This window comes from Stenotrophomonas sp. STEN063 (assembly GCF_056854515.1).
In genome coordinates, this window is the sequence record NZ_JBXFWF010000033.1 from 1 (window position 1) to 17,164 (window position 17,164).

The following is a 17,164-nucleotide window of genomic DNA, read 5'->3' on the forward strand; positions in this document are numbered from 1 at the left end:
CCGCCCCCCCCCCACGTCCGGCCGCGCCCGGCCTGGGGCATACCCCCCCACCACCGCCGCCCCCGGCGGGCTCCCCCCACCAACCCCCCCCCCCCACCCCGGTTTGCTCTCATAGGCTCAGCTCGAACACAGGGGGTTCAGTGTGCGGCGGTGTAGATGTCCTGCAGCACTGCTTTCTCGAGTTCCAGTTCGCTGAGCAGGTTCTTGACGATATCGCCGAGGCTGAGGATGCCGACCAGCTTCGAACCTTCGGTCACCATCAGGTGGCGGTGGCGCGAGTAGGTCATCAATGCCATGGCCTGCTTGAGGCTTGCCTCGGGTGCGATGCCTTCCAATCCGGTGGAGGGAAGGGTGGAAATGACGCGGCGTCCTGCCTGCGGGCCATCATCGGCCAGGCTGCGCACGATGTCTTTCTCGGAAATGATGCTTACCGGTGCGTCGTCTTTCATCACCACCAACGCGGCGATCTTGTGCGCGCTCATCTTGTGCGCGGCAGCGCCAATGGTGTCTTCCACATCGATGGTGACTACGGTTTGTTTCTTGGACTGCAGGAGTTCGCGGACGTTCATTGATGTTTCCTGTTGCAGGTTACTCAAACGGGATAGTTCGCCTTGCTACCTGTGTGGTGGTAGCGGTACTGCCGCGATGTCCTCGGCACTTTCGATTCTACGAGTGGAAAAGCCGCGATGTATTTGCGTATTTGAGACGGTTTGTCGCGGATTTACGGCTGATTCATTCCGTGTTCGTTTAGGCAGAAAGGTTACGTATGACACTGTGCGGGCGTTGTTCTCTTGTGCGTCCGGCGGTGCGCTTCCGCGACATGATTTGGGCATGTTGATGTAGCCAGTCGCGTGTGGTGGCGCAGCGCGGATACAGGCATTGGTGCGCTTTCAAAATGCGCTTTCGCTACTCCATCGTCATCTGCAAAAAGCCGGGAGGCGGGGCTCTACCGCCTCCCGGCGCGGACGTCATCGCGACATTCGCGCAGTCCAAGGGACTGCAGGACTCCACGGTCGGGGGAGAGACCGGGAGGCATCCCCGCTGAAGGAGAGTCAGCAGGAGATTGGTTTGGCCTGACGCACCCGCTTGATCGTGTGCGCCCAGCTGTTGTTCGATGCAGTGACGTGATCGTTGCAGCTACTGTGAAACGAACAGCGGGACTGGAACCTCCGCAAGCAGGGTCCGGGTCACACCGCCGAACAGCGCTTCACTGAGTTTTGGGCGGCTATACGCACCAAACACCACCATATCGCACTGCGCGTCCTGTGCATGCGCAACGATCACCTCGGCGATGGGAACACCTGCGGAGGTGACGCGCTGTAGATCAACTCTCACGTGATGGCGGGCGAGATAGGCGGCCATGTCGGCGCCCGGTTCGTCGCCGTGCAACTCGGCGTTGCGTTCGGCATCGATGATCAGCAAGCTGACTTCTTCGGCCTTGATGAGCATCGGCATCGCATCGGCAATGGCGCGGCGTGATTGCCGGCTGCCGTTCCATGCGACCAGTACCTTCCTCCCGATGGGTTTATCCGCCCAGTCACGCGGCACGATCAGGATGGGTATGCCGGATTGCTGCAGGATCTGCGGCGCGGACCAGGTCAGTGGTGAGGCCGGGATGTTCGGGTGGCTGACCACCAGCAGGTCGCAGTACAGGGCGTGGAGAGAGGACTCACTGCTTGATTCGGCATGCGAGATCACCCGCAGCTCGCCACTCACGGCGTGACGACTCAAGGCATCGTTCAAGTGCTGTCCGAGTTGAAGCGCACGCGCGGCCATCACCGACTGGTGGCGGAGGATCACTTCGTGCAGTGCCTCACCCTTGGCAAAACCTGCCTGCAGGGTGGCTGGTTGCTGGGCCAGTGCGGTGATGCCGATCAGATGCGAGGTATGGCCGCCGGCAAGCCGGCTTGCCGTATTCAGGATCTGTTGACCGGATTCGCTGGCGTCGAACAGCACAGCAATGTCTTTCAGCAGGGTGGTCATGGGCATGCTCCGTTGTGCTCGGCTTGGCGGCGGGGAGGCCAACCCGGCGTCCAACCAGAATTAGAATGATCGTTCTAGTTAGAATGATCGTACTACAGTGCATGCCCGCGGTCATGCATCAATCCGATCCAGACATCTCCAGGTTCACTTCATGAATGCGAGCAGCGGCGTTCCGATGGGACAGGAAAAGGGTGAGGCGCGCCGCCAGCAGGTGCTGGACGCGGCCAGCGCCTGTTTCCGGCGCAATGGCTTCCACGGCACCAGCATTGCCAAGATCTCGAAGGCGGCCGGGATGAGCCCGGGGCACATCTACCACTACTTCGAGAACAAGGAAGCCATCGTCGAGGCCATCGCCAAGCGCGAGGAGCAGAACCTCTCCGAGCTGGCCCGCAAGCTGCAGGAAGACGAAAGCGGTGGCAGCCTGGCAACCCGCGTCGCGCGGCAGGCGAGTGACTCGGTGGACCGCTGCCTGGACCCGGCCTACCTGGAGCTGCAACTGGAGCTCGCCGCCGAAGCCGCACGCAATCCGGCCATCCGCCGCATCCTGCGCCAATCGGACAAGGTCGTGACCGGCGAGTTCATGGCGCTGTCCAATCGGGTCGGCCTGCCAGAGGGGATGGAGGCGGCAGAGGTGGAGCTGCGGATGAACATGATCTCCGCGATCTTCAACGGCGTGATGGTGCGCGGTGCGGTGGGGGCGGAGGTTGATCGAAAACAGGTAAGCCGCTTGGTCGAGAAGCTGGTGCGCTGCCTGCTGGAAGATGCGGATTGAAGATGCGGATTGAAGATGCGTGACCAGGTGCTGCAGACGAGCGCTGCCCATGAACCTGGCGGAGCGACATCCGCAGGGCTTGCTGTGTGCGAGCTCGGCGAGCCGGGTGATCACGCAGGGCGATAGCACCCAATGCAAGGATTGCCAGCGGATTTGACCCGGCCGCTTGGCGGGTGCAAGCTCGGATACAGTGCTGCGCAACTCAGGAGTCCCGATCATGACTGCTGTCGGTTCGATGAGTACCCCGGGCGACAAGTCGCCGCCCTCGCATTTGTGGCGTGTGTTCTGGCTGCAGGGGGTGATCCCCAGCAACCTGTTATGGGCCGCCGCGCTATGGGCGCTGATGCAAGGCAAGACCAGCCTGCTGCTCGGCCTGTTCGCCGTATTGCTGCTCTACACCGGTTGGATCATCCCCACGGTGTGGCGGGCCGCGCCCAGCGCGCACAACCCCAACTATGGCTTGGCCGCACGCGGCCTCACCGTGGCGTGGGGGCTGAACACCGTGCTGGTGATCTTCTTCCTGTTGCTGCAGCTTGCGACCTGACCGGGTTGCAAGCTGGCAACGCTGCGCGCTAGTAGAACTGCACGGGCGCGCCGTCGCGGTCAAACGCGGCGAAACGGCTGATCTGGCCGTCGTTGACGGCATTGACCATCAGTCGCAGCGGTTGCGCGGCTTCATCACTGGAGGGAGCAACGCCAGCACGGCCGTCCAGCGAGGCGACGAACACCAGGTCCCAGGCCAGGCCGGTGTTGGCCGACTCGGCAGCCAGTGCAGCGAAGGAGGCGATTTCCTGCGGCGCCTTGTCCACGCACAGCACCGGGCTCAGGGTGCCGCCTTCACCGCTGTCATGGCGCGCATGTTGATCAGCGGTTGGGGATTCAGGCAGGTCGGCTTTGACGAAGACGAACAACAGGCGTTGTGGCTCGGTCTGCTCCAGTGCGGCACGCAACAGGTCGTCGAAATCACTCAGCATCATGGTCGTTTTCACAAGGAGGAAGCCATCGAGTGGTCATGCTGCCACAGCTGGGTCAGGTCCGGCGGGGGGCCGGATTGATTTAAGTCATGCCATCGACGCAATGCCCCGCGTAGGCTGGCAGCCTGTCAACAGAGGCGAGGGCATCCCGGCATGCCGGGCGAGCGTGCAAACGTGGAGTCAGAAGGTGAAACAGCCATGAGCCAACTCACCGACGGCTTCGGTCGCAGCTTTCCATACCTGCGTCTGTCGCTGACCGAGGCCTGCAACTTCCGTTGCAGCTATTGCCTGCCCGACGGTTACCAGGCCGATGGCCGCCCGCAGTTCCTGGCGGTGGATGAGATCGAGCGGCTGGTGCGCGGGTTTGCCGCACTGGGCATGCACAAGATCCGCCTGACCGGCGGCGAGCCCAGCCTGCGCAAGGACCTGCCGCAGATCATCGCCACCGTGGCGAAGGTGCCGGGCATCCGCAAGGTGGCCATCACCACCAACGGCTGCCTGCTGCCACGGCACCTGCCTGGCTGGCACCGCGCTGGCCTGACCGCGCTCAACGTCAGCATGGACAGTCTGCAGCGTGAGCGCTTCCATGCCATCACCGGCCACGACCGCCTGCCCGAGATCATGGAGGGCCTCAACCTGGCGCAGGCCCTGGGCCTGCAGTCGATCAAGCTCAATGCAGTATTGCTGCGTGGTCTCAACGATGACGAGCTGCCGGCGTGGATGGAATTCCTGCGCGAGCGCCCGATCAGCGTGCGTTTCATCGAACTGATGCGCACCGGTGACAACCGCGAGTACTACGAGCGCCATCACCTGCGTGCCGATGTGGTCATCGAACAGCTGCTGGCTGCCGGTTGGAGTGAGCGTAAGCGCGCTGCCGATGCCGGCCCGGCGCGTGAGTTCAGCCATCCCGAGCATCGCGGCAGCATTGGCATCATCGCCCCGTATTCAAAGGACTTCTGCAAAGGTTGCAACCGCCTGCGTGTCACCGCACGCGGCGACCTGCGCCTGTGCCTGTTCGGCGACTTCGGCGTGGCGCTGCGGCCGTTGCTGCAATCCGACGACGATCAGGACGCGCTGCTGGCGCGCATCACCACCCAGCTTGGGCTCAAGGCAGCCGGGCATGGATTGCATTTCGGCCAGACCGGGCTTACCCCGCACCTGGCCTCGATTGGAGGATGAAACACGCAATGAGTGGGCAGATAAGTGCGGCATTCCACATGGCCGATGTACGCGACAAACGCATCACCCGTCGCCGCGCGGTGGCGGTAGGCGAGCTGATCGCCGGGCCGATTGCCTACCCGTTGATCGTCGAGCGGCGCCTGCCCAAGGGCGACGCGCTGGTGATGGCTGAGATTGCTGGCCTGCAAGGGGCCAAGATGGCCTCGGCATTGATGCCGATGTGCCATCCGTTGCCGTTGGAGCTGGTGCGCGTGTATTGCGCGCCGGTGCCGGAACGGCAGGCGATCCGGGTCTGGTGCGAGTGCGCCAGCGAAGCGCGTACCGGCGTGGAGATGGAGGCCCTGGCCGGCGTCAATGCAGCCCTGCTGACCTTGTACGACCTGAGCAAGCCGGTCGAGCCGGCACTGGAAATCAGTGGTATCCGCCTGCTGTTCAAGGAAGGCGGCAAGAGTGGTGTGTGGACGCACCCGCAAGGCATGGATGCGGGCGAACTTGAACGTTTCCGGCCGCGTCCGCCCAAGACCTTGGGCGCGGCGCGCTGCGCGGTGATCACTCTCAGTGACCGCGCAAGCCGCGGCGATTACGTCGACGAGTCGGGGCCGGTGCTGGTTCAGGGCCTGCAGGCCTTGGGCGGCGATGTGGTCAGCAGTGAAGTATTGGCGGACGGCATCGAGCCACTGGTCGCGCGCCTGCGCGCGCTGGCTGTGGACGGTGTGCGCCTCTGCCTGTGCACTGGCGGTACTGGCCTGGGCCCGCGTGATCTGACGCCCGAGGCCTTGCAGGCATTGGCTGGACGCCCGGTGCCCGGACTGGCGCAGATGCTGCGCGGGCTCAGTGCCCAGCACACGCCGATGGCCTGGTTGAGCCGCGCTGAAGTGGTGCAACTGGATGATCTGCTGGTCATCGCCCTGCCAGGCAGTCCACGTGCCGCCGCGCAATGCATGAATATCCTCATCCCTGTGCTCGGCCATGCCTTGGCGATGATGGATGGGGGCTCGCACGCATGATCAGTTATGCGCAGGCGCTGCAGCAGTTGCTGATGGCTGCACCGGCAGCGCGCAGCGAACAGGTATCCATCGATGCTGCCGCTGATCGGATACTGGCCGCACCGGTAAACAGCGCGCAGGACCTGCCGCCGTTCGACAACGCCGCGATGGATGGCTTCGCGCTGTGCGCGAACGGGCAACCGGTGCAAGCGGGTACCGTACTGCAGGTGCAGGGTTGGCAGGCTGCAGGCGATACCGCTGCTGCGGACGGTGATTCCGCGCAGGCCTGGGAAATCATGACCGGCGCACGCATGCCGTCCGGGTTGGACAGCGTCGTGCCGATTGAACAGGTCGAGGTGCTGGAGGCCGTGGATGGGCGTCCCACCCGCGTGCGCCTGCAGGCAACGGTAAAGCCCGGTCAGCACGTTCGCCTGCGCGGTCAGGACGTGGAATTGGGCGAAACCGTGCTGGCTGCAGGAGCGCTGCTGGACGTCAATGCGATGACCTTGCTGCATGCACTCGGCGTTGCCAACGTGCAGGTACAGCACCAGCCGCAGGTTGCGGTGATCAGTACCGGCAAGGAGCTGATCAGCGATGCGACCGCGGAACTACAGTCTGGACAGATACGCGACAGCAATCGCCCGTTCCTGGTCAGCCGGCTGCGTGCTGCGGGTGCTGATGTGGTCTGGAACGGCGTGGTCAGTGATGACGTTGCCGCCTTTGATGCCGCGCTGGATGCGGCCTTGGCCGCGGGTGCACGTGTGGTATTGAGCACCGGCGCGGTGTCGCAGGGGCGCTACGATTTCATTCCCGATGCGCTGCGCGCGCGTGGCGCCGAGATCATCTTCCACAAAGTCGCGATTCGCCCGGGCAAGCCGCTGCTGTTCGCGCGCCTTGCCGACGGCGCCTTGTACTTCGGCCTGCCGGGAAACCCGATTTCCGCTGCGGTTGGGCTGCGCTTCTTCGTTGAGCCGGTGCTACGAAAGATGCTGGGTCTGGCCGAAGAGACCGTTCTGCAGCTGCCATTGCAGGCCGACGTGCGCAAGCCGCCGGGCCTGCGTTTCCATGCGCGCGCACGCGTGCAGGCCGATGCCAGCGGGCAGTTGCGAGTGAGCGTGCTGGCCGGGCAGGAGTCATTCCGCCTCAAGACCATGCTGCGCGCCAATGCGTGGGTGGTGCTGGAGGGTGACGACGATCTGGCCACGGCCGGCAGTCTGGTGCGTGTACAGGGCTGGGGCCACCGCGAGCCGGTGCAGCTCGGCCCGCAGGAGATGTCATGAAAGAGATAGTGGTGCAGCTGTTTGGCGCTTTTTCGGAGCTGGACCCGCAGCGCGAAATCCGCGTGCCGGTCGAAGGCGGGCAGGTCATCGACCTGCGCAGGGCGTTGCGCGCGCTACTGCAACAGCGTTTCCCGCAGTTCCGGGCTGGCCTGGTCGATTACTCGGCCTTTGCCGATGAACAACGCGTATTGCGCGACAACGATGTGCTGCCCGGCGATGGCCGCGTTGCCATCCTGCCGCCGGTAAGTGGAGGCTGAAATGAGCTTCGAAAGTGTTTGGAAGGTGGTGGACCGTGCCGACGCGGCGATTGATCCAGCGGAAGGTATCGCCGCCGTGTCCGATCCGGGCTTTGGTGGCATCGATGTCTTCATCGGCAAGGTGCGTGATCTGAACCAGGGCAGGCCGGTGTTGGGTATCACCTATGACTTGTTCGAGCCGCTGGTCATTAACGAATTCCAGCGGCAGATTGACGAAATCACCGCCGACTTCGGCCCCCGCATCAAGCTCTATGTGGCACATGCCAAGGGTCGGCTGGCGGTAGGCGACGTCGCCGTGGTCGTCGCAGCGGGCAGTCCGCACCGTGACGAAGCCTTCCGTGCCTGCCGGCAGTTGATCGAAGGGGTGAAGCACCGCTCGCCGATCTGGAAGCAGGAGCATTACCAGAATGGCGACAGCGAGTGGAGTGAGGGCTGCAGCTTGTGCCAACCCGACACCGAGCACGCGCATATCGATGGGCATGTCCACGACCACTCGCATTGAACCAGCGCCGGTCGCCGGCATCGTGCTGGCCGGCGGGCTGTCCAGCCGCATGGGCCAGGACAAGGCACTGTTGCTGTGGCGCGGACGGACCTTGCTTGAACACAGCTGTGCCCTGCTCAGTGCAGTCGGTGCCCAGCCTGTGAAGGTGAGTGGCGACTATCCGGGCTTTGATTCGGTGCCCGATGCGGTGCCGCGTTGCGGCCCGCTGGGTGGCCTCTACAGCGTGGTGCAAACCCTGGCCGATGGACCGGCATGGGTGGTGCCGGTCGATATGCCGCTGCTGGATGTGACATTGCTGCGACAGCTGCGCGAGGCAGGCACGGCGCCTTGTGTGACGTATTCAGAAGAACCGGTGCCAATGTACTTGAACATCGACGGCACTTGCCGCAGTCTGCTGTTTGAAATGGTCACGGGTACAGACGGGCCACGCTCGCTACGGATGTTCCAACGCCGCCTAGGCGGCCTGGAACTGCCGCTGCCAGCCGGTGCCGCCGCCCGCCTTGTGAACTGCAATACCCCCCGCCAATGGGAGGAAGTTGCGTCATGAAAGTCCAGATCCAGTCGCAGTCGCTACGGCTGCGCATTGATGAAAGCGAGCTGGCACAGCTGCTCGCTGGCGAGGTGCTGGAGAACCAGACCTGGCTTGGCAGGCCAGGAGCCCTGTCGCAGCGCTTGCAGCTGCACGACACGGCGGAGGCCCTGCTGGATGGCGATACCCACGCATTGATGATCACGTTGCCGCGTGAAGAGGTGTTGGCACTGCAGGCACGTCTGCCATGCCGTGACGGCTTGAGCTTCTTGCTGCCGACGCAGGCACGGCCACTGCAGCTTCAGTTCGATGTGGATGTGCGTGACAGCGTGCGCCAACGCGGCGTGCAGCGCCGCAATTCGTCCGACGCCGTAAGCATCAGTTGATATTTGTCAGGTAGGTGGCGCGAGAGCGCCATTGGATTGATCAAGATCAAGACTGCCCCAGGGGGCGCCGGGCCTAATGACGCCGTGGCGACTGGGCAAGCAACCGCACAGCAAGCCAGCGCCGTATCACACAGCCTTGGAGCGATGCATGAGTGCCAGTCGCGATGTCGTAAAGCAGAGCAATGCCGGTCCCGGTCGCGTCATCAGCGATTGGAGGCCCGAGGATCCCGACTACTGGGAACGCACCGGCAAGAAGGTCGCCACCCGCAACCTGGTGATATCGATTCCGGCGCTGTTGCTGGCGTTCTCGGTGTGGGTGCTGTTCTCGGCAGTGACCATCAGCCTGCCCAAGATCGGTTTCGCCTTCACCACTGACCAGCTGTTCTGGCTGGTGGCCTTGCCCAGCCTGTCCGGCGCGACGCTGCGCATCTTCTACTCCTTCGTCATCCCGATCTTCGGCGGCCGCCGCTGGACCGCGCTGTCGACTGCATCCTTGTTGCTGCCGACCTTGTGGCTGGGCTTCGCGGTGCAGAACCCGGCCACGCCGTACTGGGTATTCGTGCTGATCGCCATCCTCTGTGGTTTCGGCGGCGCGAATTTTTCGTCGTCGATGTCCAACATCTCGTTCTTCTATCCCAAGCAGCGCCAGGGCATGGCGCTGGGCTTGAACGCGGGCCTGGGCAATGTCGGCGTATCGGTGTCGCAGGCTGTGGTACCGCTGGTAATCAGCGTCGGCGTGTTTGGCGCCATGGGCGGCGCACCGCAAGCGGTGGCCGACGGCGGCGCCCCCTTGTTCGTGCAGAACGCCGGTTTCATCTGGGTGCCGTTCATCGCCTTCTTCGCGATTGCTGCCTGGTTCGGCATGAATGATCTGACCAGCGCCCGCTCATCATTCTCCGAACAGGCGGTGATCTTCCGCCGCAAGCACAACTGGCTGATGTGCTGGTTGTACATCGGCACCTTCGGTTCCTATATCGGCTTCTCCGCCGGCTTCCCGATGCTGGTCAAGAGCCAGTTTCCGGATGTGAATCCACTGGCCTATGCCTTCATCGGCCCGCTGCTGGGTGCGCTGATGCGCTCGGTCGGCGGCAGCATGGCCGACCGTTGGGGCGGCGCACGCCTGACCTTCTGGGTGTTCGCGCTGATGATCGCAGCCGTCTTTGGCGTGCTGCACTTCCTGCCCAGCAATGGCCAGGGCGGCAACTTCTACGGTTTCCTGCTGTCGTTCATGGCCTTGTTCGTGCTCAGCGGCATTGGCAACGGCACCACCTTCCGGATGATCCCGGTGATCTTCCGCACCCTGCACGAGCGCCTGTCAGCCAATGAAGGCGCCGAAGGCAAGAAGGCCGCGGCCCACCAGGCCAGCATCGAATCCGCCGCCGTTGTCGGCTTCTCCGGCGCTATCGGTGCCTATGGCGGCTTCTTCATCCCCAAGAGTTATGGCTCGTCCATCACCTTGACCGGCAGCCCGGATATGGCGCTGTACGGCTTCATTGCGTTCTACATCACCTGCCTGGCGGTTACCTGGTGGTGGTACTACCGGCGCGGGGCTGAAACCCCCTGCTGAGAAAGCAATGCACCGCAGCCAGATGCAACACACAGCCACGATGCAGCAGTTTGCGAACGGAGATTCACCATGAGCTATTTCCTTGATCGCTTGCAGTTCTTCAAGCGTGATCCACAACCCTTCGCCGACGGCCATGGGTTCAGCAAGAGCGAAGGGCGGGACTGGGAAAACAGTTATCGCGCCCGCTGGCAATACGACAAGATCGTACGTTCCACCCACGGCGTGAACTGCACGGGCTCCTGCAGCTGGAAGATCTACGTCAAGAACGGCCTGGTCACCTGGGAAACCCAGCAGACCGACTACCCGCGCACACGCCCGGACCTGCCCAATCACGAACCGCGCGGTTGTCCGCGCGGTGCGAGTTATTCCTGGTACCTGTACAGCGCCAACCGGCTCAAGTACCCGCTGATCCGCGGCACCTTGTTGCGCATGTGGCGGCAGGCGCGCAAGACCCTGTCGCCGGTCGAGGCCTGGGGCAGCATCGTGCAGGACCCGGCCAAATCGCGCGAATACAAGCGTCGCCGCGGCATGGGCGGCTTTGTGCGCCTGAACTGGGACGAGGCCAACGAGATCATCGCTGCCTCCAACCTCTACACCACCAAGGAATACGGCCCGGACCGCATCGTTGGTTTCTCGCCGATTCCGGCGATGTCGATGGTCTCCTACGCGGCCGGTGCGCGCTATCTGTCCCTGCTCGGTGGTGCCTGCCTGTCGTTCTACGACTGGTACTGCGATCTGCCGCCAGCCTCGCCGCAGGTGTGGGGCGAGCAGACCGACGTGCCGGAATCGGCCGATTGGTACAACAGCCGCTACATCATCGCCTGGGGCTCGAACGTGCCGCAGACGCGTACGCCGGATGCACACTTCTTCACCGAGGCGCGTTACAACGGCACCAAGACGGTATCGATCTGCCCCGACTATTCCGAGCTGGCCAAGCTCACCGACCATTGGCTGCATCCCAAGCAGGGCACCGATGCCGCGCTGGCATTCGCCTTCGGCCATGTGATCCTGCGTGAGTTCCACGTCGACACGCCCTCGCAATACTTCCAGGACTATTGCCGCCAGTACTCGGACATGCCGATGCTGGTGCGCATCGAGCGCCGCGCCGATGGCCGCCTGGTGCCGGGCCACTTCCTGCGTGCCAGTGAGCTGGGCGGGTTGGGCGAGAGCAACAACCCCGAATGGAAGACGCTGGCGTTCGACGAGAACAGCGGCGACATCACCGTGCCGAATGGCTCGGTCGGTTTCCGCTGGGGCGAAAAGGGCAAGTGGAATATCGAGGAAAAGGCCAGCGATGGCAATGACACCCGCCTGCGACTGAGCCTGGCCGATATCCACGACGGCATCGAGGCGGTGAGCTTCCCATACTTCGGCGGCATCGAGAGCGACGGCTGGACCGCCGCACCGGCCGAGGAAGTGCTGGAGCGCAATATCCCGCTGCGCCGCCTGCAACTGGCTGATGGTGGCGAAGCGCTGGTGGCCACGGTCTATGACCTGCTGCTGGCGCAGTACGGCGTTGATCGCGGCTTCGGTGGCGGCAATGTCGCCAAGAGCTTCGATGACAATGTGCCGGGTACGCCGGCCTGGCAGGAGCGCATCACCGGCGTGTCACGCGCCGAGGTGATCGAGATCGCCCGTGAGTTCGCCCGCACCGCCGACAAGACCCATGGTCGCAGCATGATCATCGTCGGCGCCGGCATGAACCACTGGTTCCACAACGACATGAATTACCGCGGCCTGATCAACATGCTGGTCATGTGTGGCTGCGTGGGCCAGACCGGTGGTGGCTGGGCGCATTACGTGGGCCAAGAAAAGCTGCGCCCGCAGACCGGCTGGCAGCCGCTGGCCTTCGGTCTGGACTGGAGCCGCCCGCCGCGGCAGATGAACGGCACCTCGTTCTTCTACTTCAATACCGGGCAGTGGCGTTACGAGAAGCTGCAGGTCGACGAACTGCTGTCGCCGCTGGCCGATGCCTCCAAGTACAGCGGCAGCCTGGCCGACCTCAACCTGCGCGCAGTGCGTATGGGCTGGTTGCCGAGTGCGCCGCAGCTGGATCGCAATCCGCTGCAGCTGGTTCGCGAGGCCGAGCAGGCTGGCATCGCACCGGCCGATTACGCGTTGTCCAAGTTCAAGGACGGCTCGCTGGACTTCGCCTTCGCCGATCCGGATGCCGCGCAGAACCACCCGCGCATGATGTTCATCTGGCGCTCCAACCTGCTGGGTTCTTCCGGCAAGGGTCACGAGTACATGCTGCGGCATCTGCTCGGCACGCGCCACGGCCTGCAGGGCAAGGACCTGGGCGAGATGGGCGCGGTCAAGCCCGAGGACGTGAAATGGCGTGACGAAGCACCGGAAGGCAAGCTCGACCTGCTGGTGACGCTGGACTTCCGCATGTGCACCACCGCGCTGTACTCGGACATCGTGCTGCCGACCGCCACCTGGTACGAGAAGGACGACCTCAACACCTCGGACATGCACCCCTTCATCCATCCGCTGTCCAAGGCGGTGGACCCGGCCTGGGAATCGCGCAGCGATTGGGAAATCTTCAAGGGCGTCGCACGCACGCTCAGCGACATGGCACCGGGCGTGCTCGGTGTCGAGAAGGACCTAGTGCTGGTGCCAACCCTGCACGACACGCCCAACGAACTCGGCATGCCGTTCGGCGTTGCCGACTGGAAGAAGGGCCAGTGCGAGGCCATTCCCGGCAAGACCATGCCGAGCATGGCGGTGGTCGAGCGCGACTACCCCAACCTCTACCGCAAGTTCACCTCGCTGGGCCCGCTGCTGGACAAGCTCGGCAACGGCGGCAAGGGCATGAGCTGGGATACCAAGCACGAGGTGGAATTCCTCGGCAAGCTCAACCACACCGTGCTGGACGAAGGCATCAGCCAGGGCCGGCCGGCGATCGATACCGCCATCGACGCCTGCGAAGTGATCCTGCACCTGGCGCCGGAAACCAATGGCCATGTCGCGGTCAAGGCCTGGGAATCGCTGGGCACCTTCACCGGCCGCGAGCATACGCATCTGGCGGTGGGCAAGGAACACGAGGCGATCCGCTTCCGTGACATCCAGGCACAGCCGCGCAAGATCATTTCCTCGCCGATCTGGTCCGGCCTGGAAGACGACAACGTCAGCTACAACGCCGGCTACACCAATGTGCACGAGCTGATTCCGTGGCGCACGGTGACTGGCCGCCAGCAGTTCTACCAGGACCACGAGTGGATGATCGACTTCGGTGAGGCCTTCATGAGCTACCGGCCGCCGGTCAATACACGCACGGTCGAGCCGCTGCTCAACAAGCGCCAGAACGGCAACAAGGAGATCGTGCTGAACTGGATCACCCCGCACCAGAAGTGGGGCATCCACAGCACCTACAGCGACAACCTGATCATGCAGACCCTGTCGCGTGGCGGTCCCATCGTCTGGTTGAGCGAGGACGATGCACGCAATGCCGGCATCGAGGACAACGACTGGATCGAGCTGTTCAACGTCAATGGCGCGATTGCCGCGCGTGCGGTGGTCAGCCAGCGGGTGATGCCGGGCATGGCGATGATGTACCACGCCCAGGAACGCATCATCAACGTGCCGGGTTCGGAGATCTCCGGCACCCGCGGCGGCATCCACAACTCGGTGACCCGCATCGTGCTCAAGCCCACCCACATGATCGGCGGCTACGCGCAGCTGGCCTGGGGCTTCAACTACTACGGTACCTGCGGTACCAACCGCGATGAGTTCGTGATCGTGCGCAAGATGGACAAGATCGATTGGCTGGATGACGAGCAATCAAACTCGAATGCCTCGGGCGCCGCACGGGAGGTGGTGTGATGAAAGTACGTGCCCAGATTGCGATGGTGTTGAACCTGGACAAGTGCATCGGCTGCCATACCTGCTCGATCACCTGCAAGAACGTGTGGACCTCGCGCGAAGGCGTGGAGTACGCCTGGTTCAACAACGTCGAGACCAAGCCCGGCATCGGCTACCCCAAGGAATGGGAGAACCAGGAGAAGTGGAACGGCGGTTGGGTGCGCAACGGCAGCGGCAAGCTGGTGCCGCGCGCCGGTGGCCGCTGGCGCATGCTTGCCAAGATCTTCTCCAACCCCGACCTGCCGCAGATCGACGACTACTACGAGCCGTTCGACTTCGATTACCAGCACCTGCACGACGCGCCCGAGCTGAAGCATCAGCCGACCGCACGGCCACGCTCGCTGTTGACCGGCCAGCGCATGGAGAAGATCGAGTGGGGCCCGAACTGGGAGGAAATCCTCGGCAGCGAGTTCTCCAAGCGCTCGCGTGACTACAACTTCGACAAGGTGCAGAAGGAGATCTACGGCGCCTTCGAGAAGACCTTCATGATGTACCTGCCGCGGCTGTGCGAGCACTGCCTCAACCCGGCCTGCGTCTCGGCGTGCCCCTCCGGCGCGATCTACAAGCGCGAGGAAGACGGCATCGTGCTGATCGACCAGGACAAGTGCCGTGGTTGGCGCATGTGCGTGTCGGCCTGCCCGTACAAGAAGATCTATTACAACTGGAAGAGCGGCAAATCCGAGAAGTGCATCTTCTGTTACCCGCGCATCGAGATGGGCGAGCCCACCGTGTGTTCGGAAACCTGCGTGGGCCGCATCCGCTACCTCGGGGTGATGCTGTACGACGCCGACCGCATTGCCGAGGCCGCATCGGTAGCGGCGGAGAAGGACCTGTACCAGTCGCACCTGGACATCTTCCTGGACCCGTTCGACCCGGCGGTGATCGAGGCCGCGCGTGCTGAAGGCATTCCCGACAGCTGGCTGGAATCGGCCAAGCAGTCGCCGGTCTACAAGCTGGCCATCGACTGGAAGCTGGCGCTGCCGCTGCACCCGGAATACCGCACCTTGCCGATGGTCTGGTACGTGCCGCCGTTGTCGCCGATCCAGTCGGCGGCAGAGCGTGGCCATGTCGGAATGAGCGGCGAGCTGCCGGACATCGCCTCGCTGCGCATCCCGGTGCGTTACCTGGCCAACCTGCTGACCGCCGGTGATGAAGCGCCGGTCATCCGCGCACTTGAGCGTTTGATGGCGATGCGTGCCTGGCGCCGCGCCAAGAACGTGGATGGTGTGGAAGACATGCGTGTGCTCGAACAGGTCGGGCTGACCCCGAGGCAGGTGGAAGAGATGTACCGTTACCTCGCCATCGCCAACTACGAGGATCGCTTCGTGATCCCGACCGCGCACCGCGAGTACGCCAACGACGCCTTCGGCGAACGTGGCGGTTGCGGCTTCACCTTCGGCAATGGCTGCAATGGCGACAGCCCGGCCGATCTGTTCACCCAGCGCAAGAGCACCACCTTCGCGGTGCATCCCAACCGCCAGCACCGGCATGAGGTGGTGAAATGAGTGTACTCAAGCTGATTGGTGTCCTGCTGGACTATCCGCGTGATGAGCTTTGGCAGCATGGCGAGGAGCTGCTTGAGGCCTGCGACGATCCGGCGCTGTCGCCGGCCCGTCGCAGGCAGTTGCAGACCTTCGTCCGTGATCTGCTCGCCAGCGATCCGCTGGACGCGCAGGACCGCTGGCTGGCCACCTTCGACCGTGGCCGCTCGATGAGCCTGCTGGTGTTCGAACACATCCACGGCGAATCGCGTGACCGTGGCCAGGCCATGGTCGACCTGATCGACGCCTATCGCAAGAACGGTTTCGAGCTGGATGCGCGCGAACTGCCGGACTACCTGCCGCTGCTGCTGGAATACCTCTCGCACCGGCCGCAGGCCGAGGCCAAGGACTGGCTGCACCACATCGGCCACATCGCCGGCATGCTCGCCGCCCGTGCCGCCGAGCGGCAGCTGCCGCATGCGGTGCTGCTGGAGATCCTGGTCGAGGCGGGCGAGGGCAAGGTCAACCTGGCCGTGCTGCGTCAGCGGGCCAGCGAAGAAGTGCGCGACGACACCGTCGAAGCCATGGACCGCCTGTGGGAAGAGGAAGCGGTGCGCTTTGGCGCCGATGCCCCTTCGCAGGATTGCGATCCACCCCATCGTTCACCGGCACGCGCGCAGCCGCGGGAGATCCAGCCATGAATTACCTCAATCAGTTCGCCTTCCAGTTCTATCCCTACATCGCGGTGGCGGTGCTGTTGATCGGCAGCTGGGCGCGCTATGACAAGGCCATGTACAGCTGGCGTACCGGCTCCACCCAGTTGCTGTCCGATCGCGGCATGCGCTTCGGCAGCAACTGCTTCCACATCGGCATCATCGCCATCCTCGGCGGCCACTTCGTCGGCCTGCTGACCCCGCACGCGCTGTACGAGCCCTTCATCACCTCCTCGCAGAAGCAGTTGCTGGCGATGGTGGTTGGCGGCTTCTTTGGCGCGCTGTGCTTCGTCGGTATCACCATCCTGCTGGTACGCCGGCTGACCAATGCGCGGGTACGTGCGATCGGCAGCTTCGGTGACACGCTGGTGCTGGTGCTGCTGTTCGCCCAGCTCTGCCTTGGCCTGTACAGCATCAAGGTTTCCGCCGGCCATCTCGATGGCGGCGTGATGGTGATGCTGGCCGAGTGGGCGCAGCACATCGTCACCTTCCGTGCCGGTGCGGCCGACTATGTAGAAGGCGTACATTGGGTCTACAAGGCGCACATCTTCCTCGGCCTGACGCTGGTGTTGATCGCCCCGTTCACCCGCCTGGTGCATGTGTGGAGCGTGCCGATCAGCTACCTGTGGCGTCCGTACCAGGTTGTGCGTCGTCGCCAGGCCACGCTGCGCTACGGTCCGCGGGAGTAAGC

The 17,164-nt window shown here is 63.7% G+C and carries 17 protein-coding genes; 14 read left to right on the plus strand and 3 right to left on the minus strand.

All coding sequences use genetic code 11. The annotated features are described in order from the left end of the window. Positions 1–137 precede the first annotated feature (137 nt). Together AC1VWL_RS10525 and AC1VWL_RS10530 are read right to left on the minus strand one after the other, a co-directional pair. Positions 138–569, minus strand: a complete 432-nt coding sequence (locus AC1VWL_RS10525) for a CBS domain-containing protein (protein WP_282269090.1) — start codon at positions 567–569, stop codon at positions 138–140. Between the two features lie 568 nt (positions 570–1,137). Continuing rightward, the gene (locus AC1VWL_RS10530) at positions 1,138–1,983 is read right to left on the minus strand and encodes a universal stress protein (RefSeq protein WP_482986645.1); all 846 of its coding nucleotides are present in this window, start codon (positions 1,981–1,983) and stop codon (positions 1,138–1,140) included. 151 nt (positions 1,984–2,134) lie between these two features. Here AC1VWL_RS10530 and AC1VWL_RS10535 point away from each other — a divergent pair, with 151 nt between their 5' ends. Beyond that, a complete protein-coding gene (locus AC1VWL_RS10535) occupies positions 2,135–2,755 on the plus strand; it encodes a TetR/AcrR family transcriptional regulator (RefSeq protein WP_482986646.1) in 621 nt (206 codons plus the stop codon). A gap of 217 nt (positions 2,756–2,972) precedes the next feature. Beyond that, on the plus strand, positions 2,973–3,299 hold the full coding sequence (locus tag AC1VWL_RS10540; RefSeq protein ID WP_296248894.1) for a hypothetical protein: 327 nt from the start codon (positions 2,973–2,975) through the stop codon (positions 3,297–3,299). A gap of 28 nt (positions 3,300–3,327) precedes the next feature. Here the strand turns inward: AC1VWL_RS10540 and AC1VWL_RS10545 are convergent, their stop codons facing one another. Then, complete coding sequence (locus AC1VWL_RS10545; RefSeq protein ID WP_482986671.1) at positions 3,328–3,732, minus strand: ribonucleotide reductase subunit alpha; 405 nt, start codon at positions 3,730–3,732, stop codon at positions 3,328–3,330. A gap of 195 nt (positions 3,733–3,927) precedes the next feature. Here AC1VWL_RS10545 and moaA point away from each other — a divergent pair, with 195 nt between their 5' ends. The 12 genes from moaA (at position 3,928) to narI (ending at position 17,162) form a co-directional block, all read left to right on the plus strand. Continuing rightward, positions 3,928–4,908 carry a GTP 3',8-cyclase MoaA gene (moaA, locus tag AC1VWL_RS10550; RefSeq protein ID WP_482986647.1) on the plus strand — a complete coding sequence of 327 codons (981 nt, stop codon included), beginning with the start codon at positions 3,928–3,930 and terminating at the stop codon, positions 4,906–4,908. An 8-nt stretch (positions 4,909–4,916) separates the two neighbouring features. Further along, entirely contained in the window at positions 4,917–5,915 is a 999-nt protein-coding gene (moaCB, locus tag AC1VWL_RS10555; RefSeq protein WP_482986648.1) for a bifunctional molybdenum cofactor biosynthesis protein MoaC/MoaB, read from the plus strand. Next, positions 5,912–7,174: a molybdopterin molybdotransferase MoeA gene (locus AC1VWL_RS10560; RefSeq protein ID WP_482986649.1), complete on the plus strand. Its 1,263-nt coding sequence runs from the start codon at positions 5,912–5,914 to the stop codon at positions 7,172–7,174. The genes moaCB and AC1VWL_RS10560 overlap by 4 nt, the downstream gene beginning before the upstream one ends. Beyond that, a complete protein-coding gene (locus AC1VWL_RS10565) occupies positions 7,171–7,431 on the plus strand; it encodes a MoaD/ThiS family protein (RefSeq protein ID WP_482986650.1) in 261 nt (86 codons plus the stop codon). Before AC1VWL_RS10560 ends, AC1VWL_RS10565 begins: the two co-directional genes overlap by 4 nt. Position 7,432: 1 nt before the next feature. Continuing rightward, entirely contained in the window at positions 7,433–7,933 is a 501-nt protein-coding gene (locus AC1VWL_RS10570; protein WP_482986651.1) for a molybdenum cofactor biosynthesis protein MoaE, read from the plus strand. Beyond that, positions 7,905–8,480 (plus strand): molybdenum cofactor guanylyltransferase, encoded by a 576-nt coding sequence (gene mobA / locus AC1VWL_RS10575; protein ID WP_482986652.1) that lies wholly within the window; start codon positions 7,905–7,907, stop codon positions 8,478–8,480. The genes AC1VWL_RS10570 and mobA overlap by 29 nt, the downstream gene beginning before the upstream one ends. Further along, positions 8,477–8,848 carry a DUF7009 family protein gene (locus tag AC1VWL_RS10580; protein WP_482986653.1) on the plus strand — a complete coding sequence of 124 codons (372 nt, stop codon included), beginning with the start codon at positions 8,477–8,479 and terminating at the stop codon, positions 8,846–8,848. Before mobA ends, AC1VWL_RS10580 begins: the two co-directional genes overlap by 4 nt. Positions 8,849–8,996: 148 nt before the next feature. Beyond that, positions 8,997–10,415, plus strand: coding sequence for a NarK family nitrate/nitrite MFS transporter (locus tag AC1VWL_RS10585; RefSeq protein ID WP_296248914.1), 1,419 nt, complete (start codon positions 8,997–8,999; stop codon positions 10,413–10,415). A 69-nt stretch (positions 10,416–10,484) separates the two neighbouring features. After that, positions 10,485–14,240, plus strand: coding sequence for a nitrate reductase subunit alpha (locus AC1VWL_RS10590; protein ID WP_482986654.1), 3,756 nt, complete (start codon positions 10,485–10,487; stop codon positions 14,238–14,240). Next, positions 14,240–15,784, plus strand: a complete 1,545-nt coding sequence (gene narH / locus AC1VWL_RS10595; protein WP_303748512.1) for a nitrate reductase subunit beta — start codon at positions 14,240–14,242, stop codon at positions 15,782–15,784. The genes AC1VWL_RS10590 and narH overlap by 1 nt, the downstream gene beginning before the upstream one ends. Continuing rightward, positions 15,781–16,461, plus strand: a complete 681-nt coding sequence (gene narJ / locus AC1VWL_RS10600) for a nitrate reductase molybdenum cofactor assembly chaperone (protein WP_481615131.1) — start codon at positions 15,781–15,783, stop codon at positions 16,459–16,461. The genes narH and narJ overlap by 4 nt, the downstream gene beginning before the upstream one ends. Next, positions 16,458–17,162: a respiratory nitrate reductase subunit gamma gene (gene narI, locus AC1VWL_RS10605; RefSeq protein ID WP_004146540.1), complete on the plus strand. Its 705-nt coding sequence runs from the start codon at positions 16,458–16,460 to the stop codon at positions 17,160–17,162. The genes narJ and narI overlap by 4 nt, the downstream gene beginning before the upstream one ends. Positions 17,163–17,164: the final 2 nt, after the last annotated feature.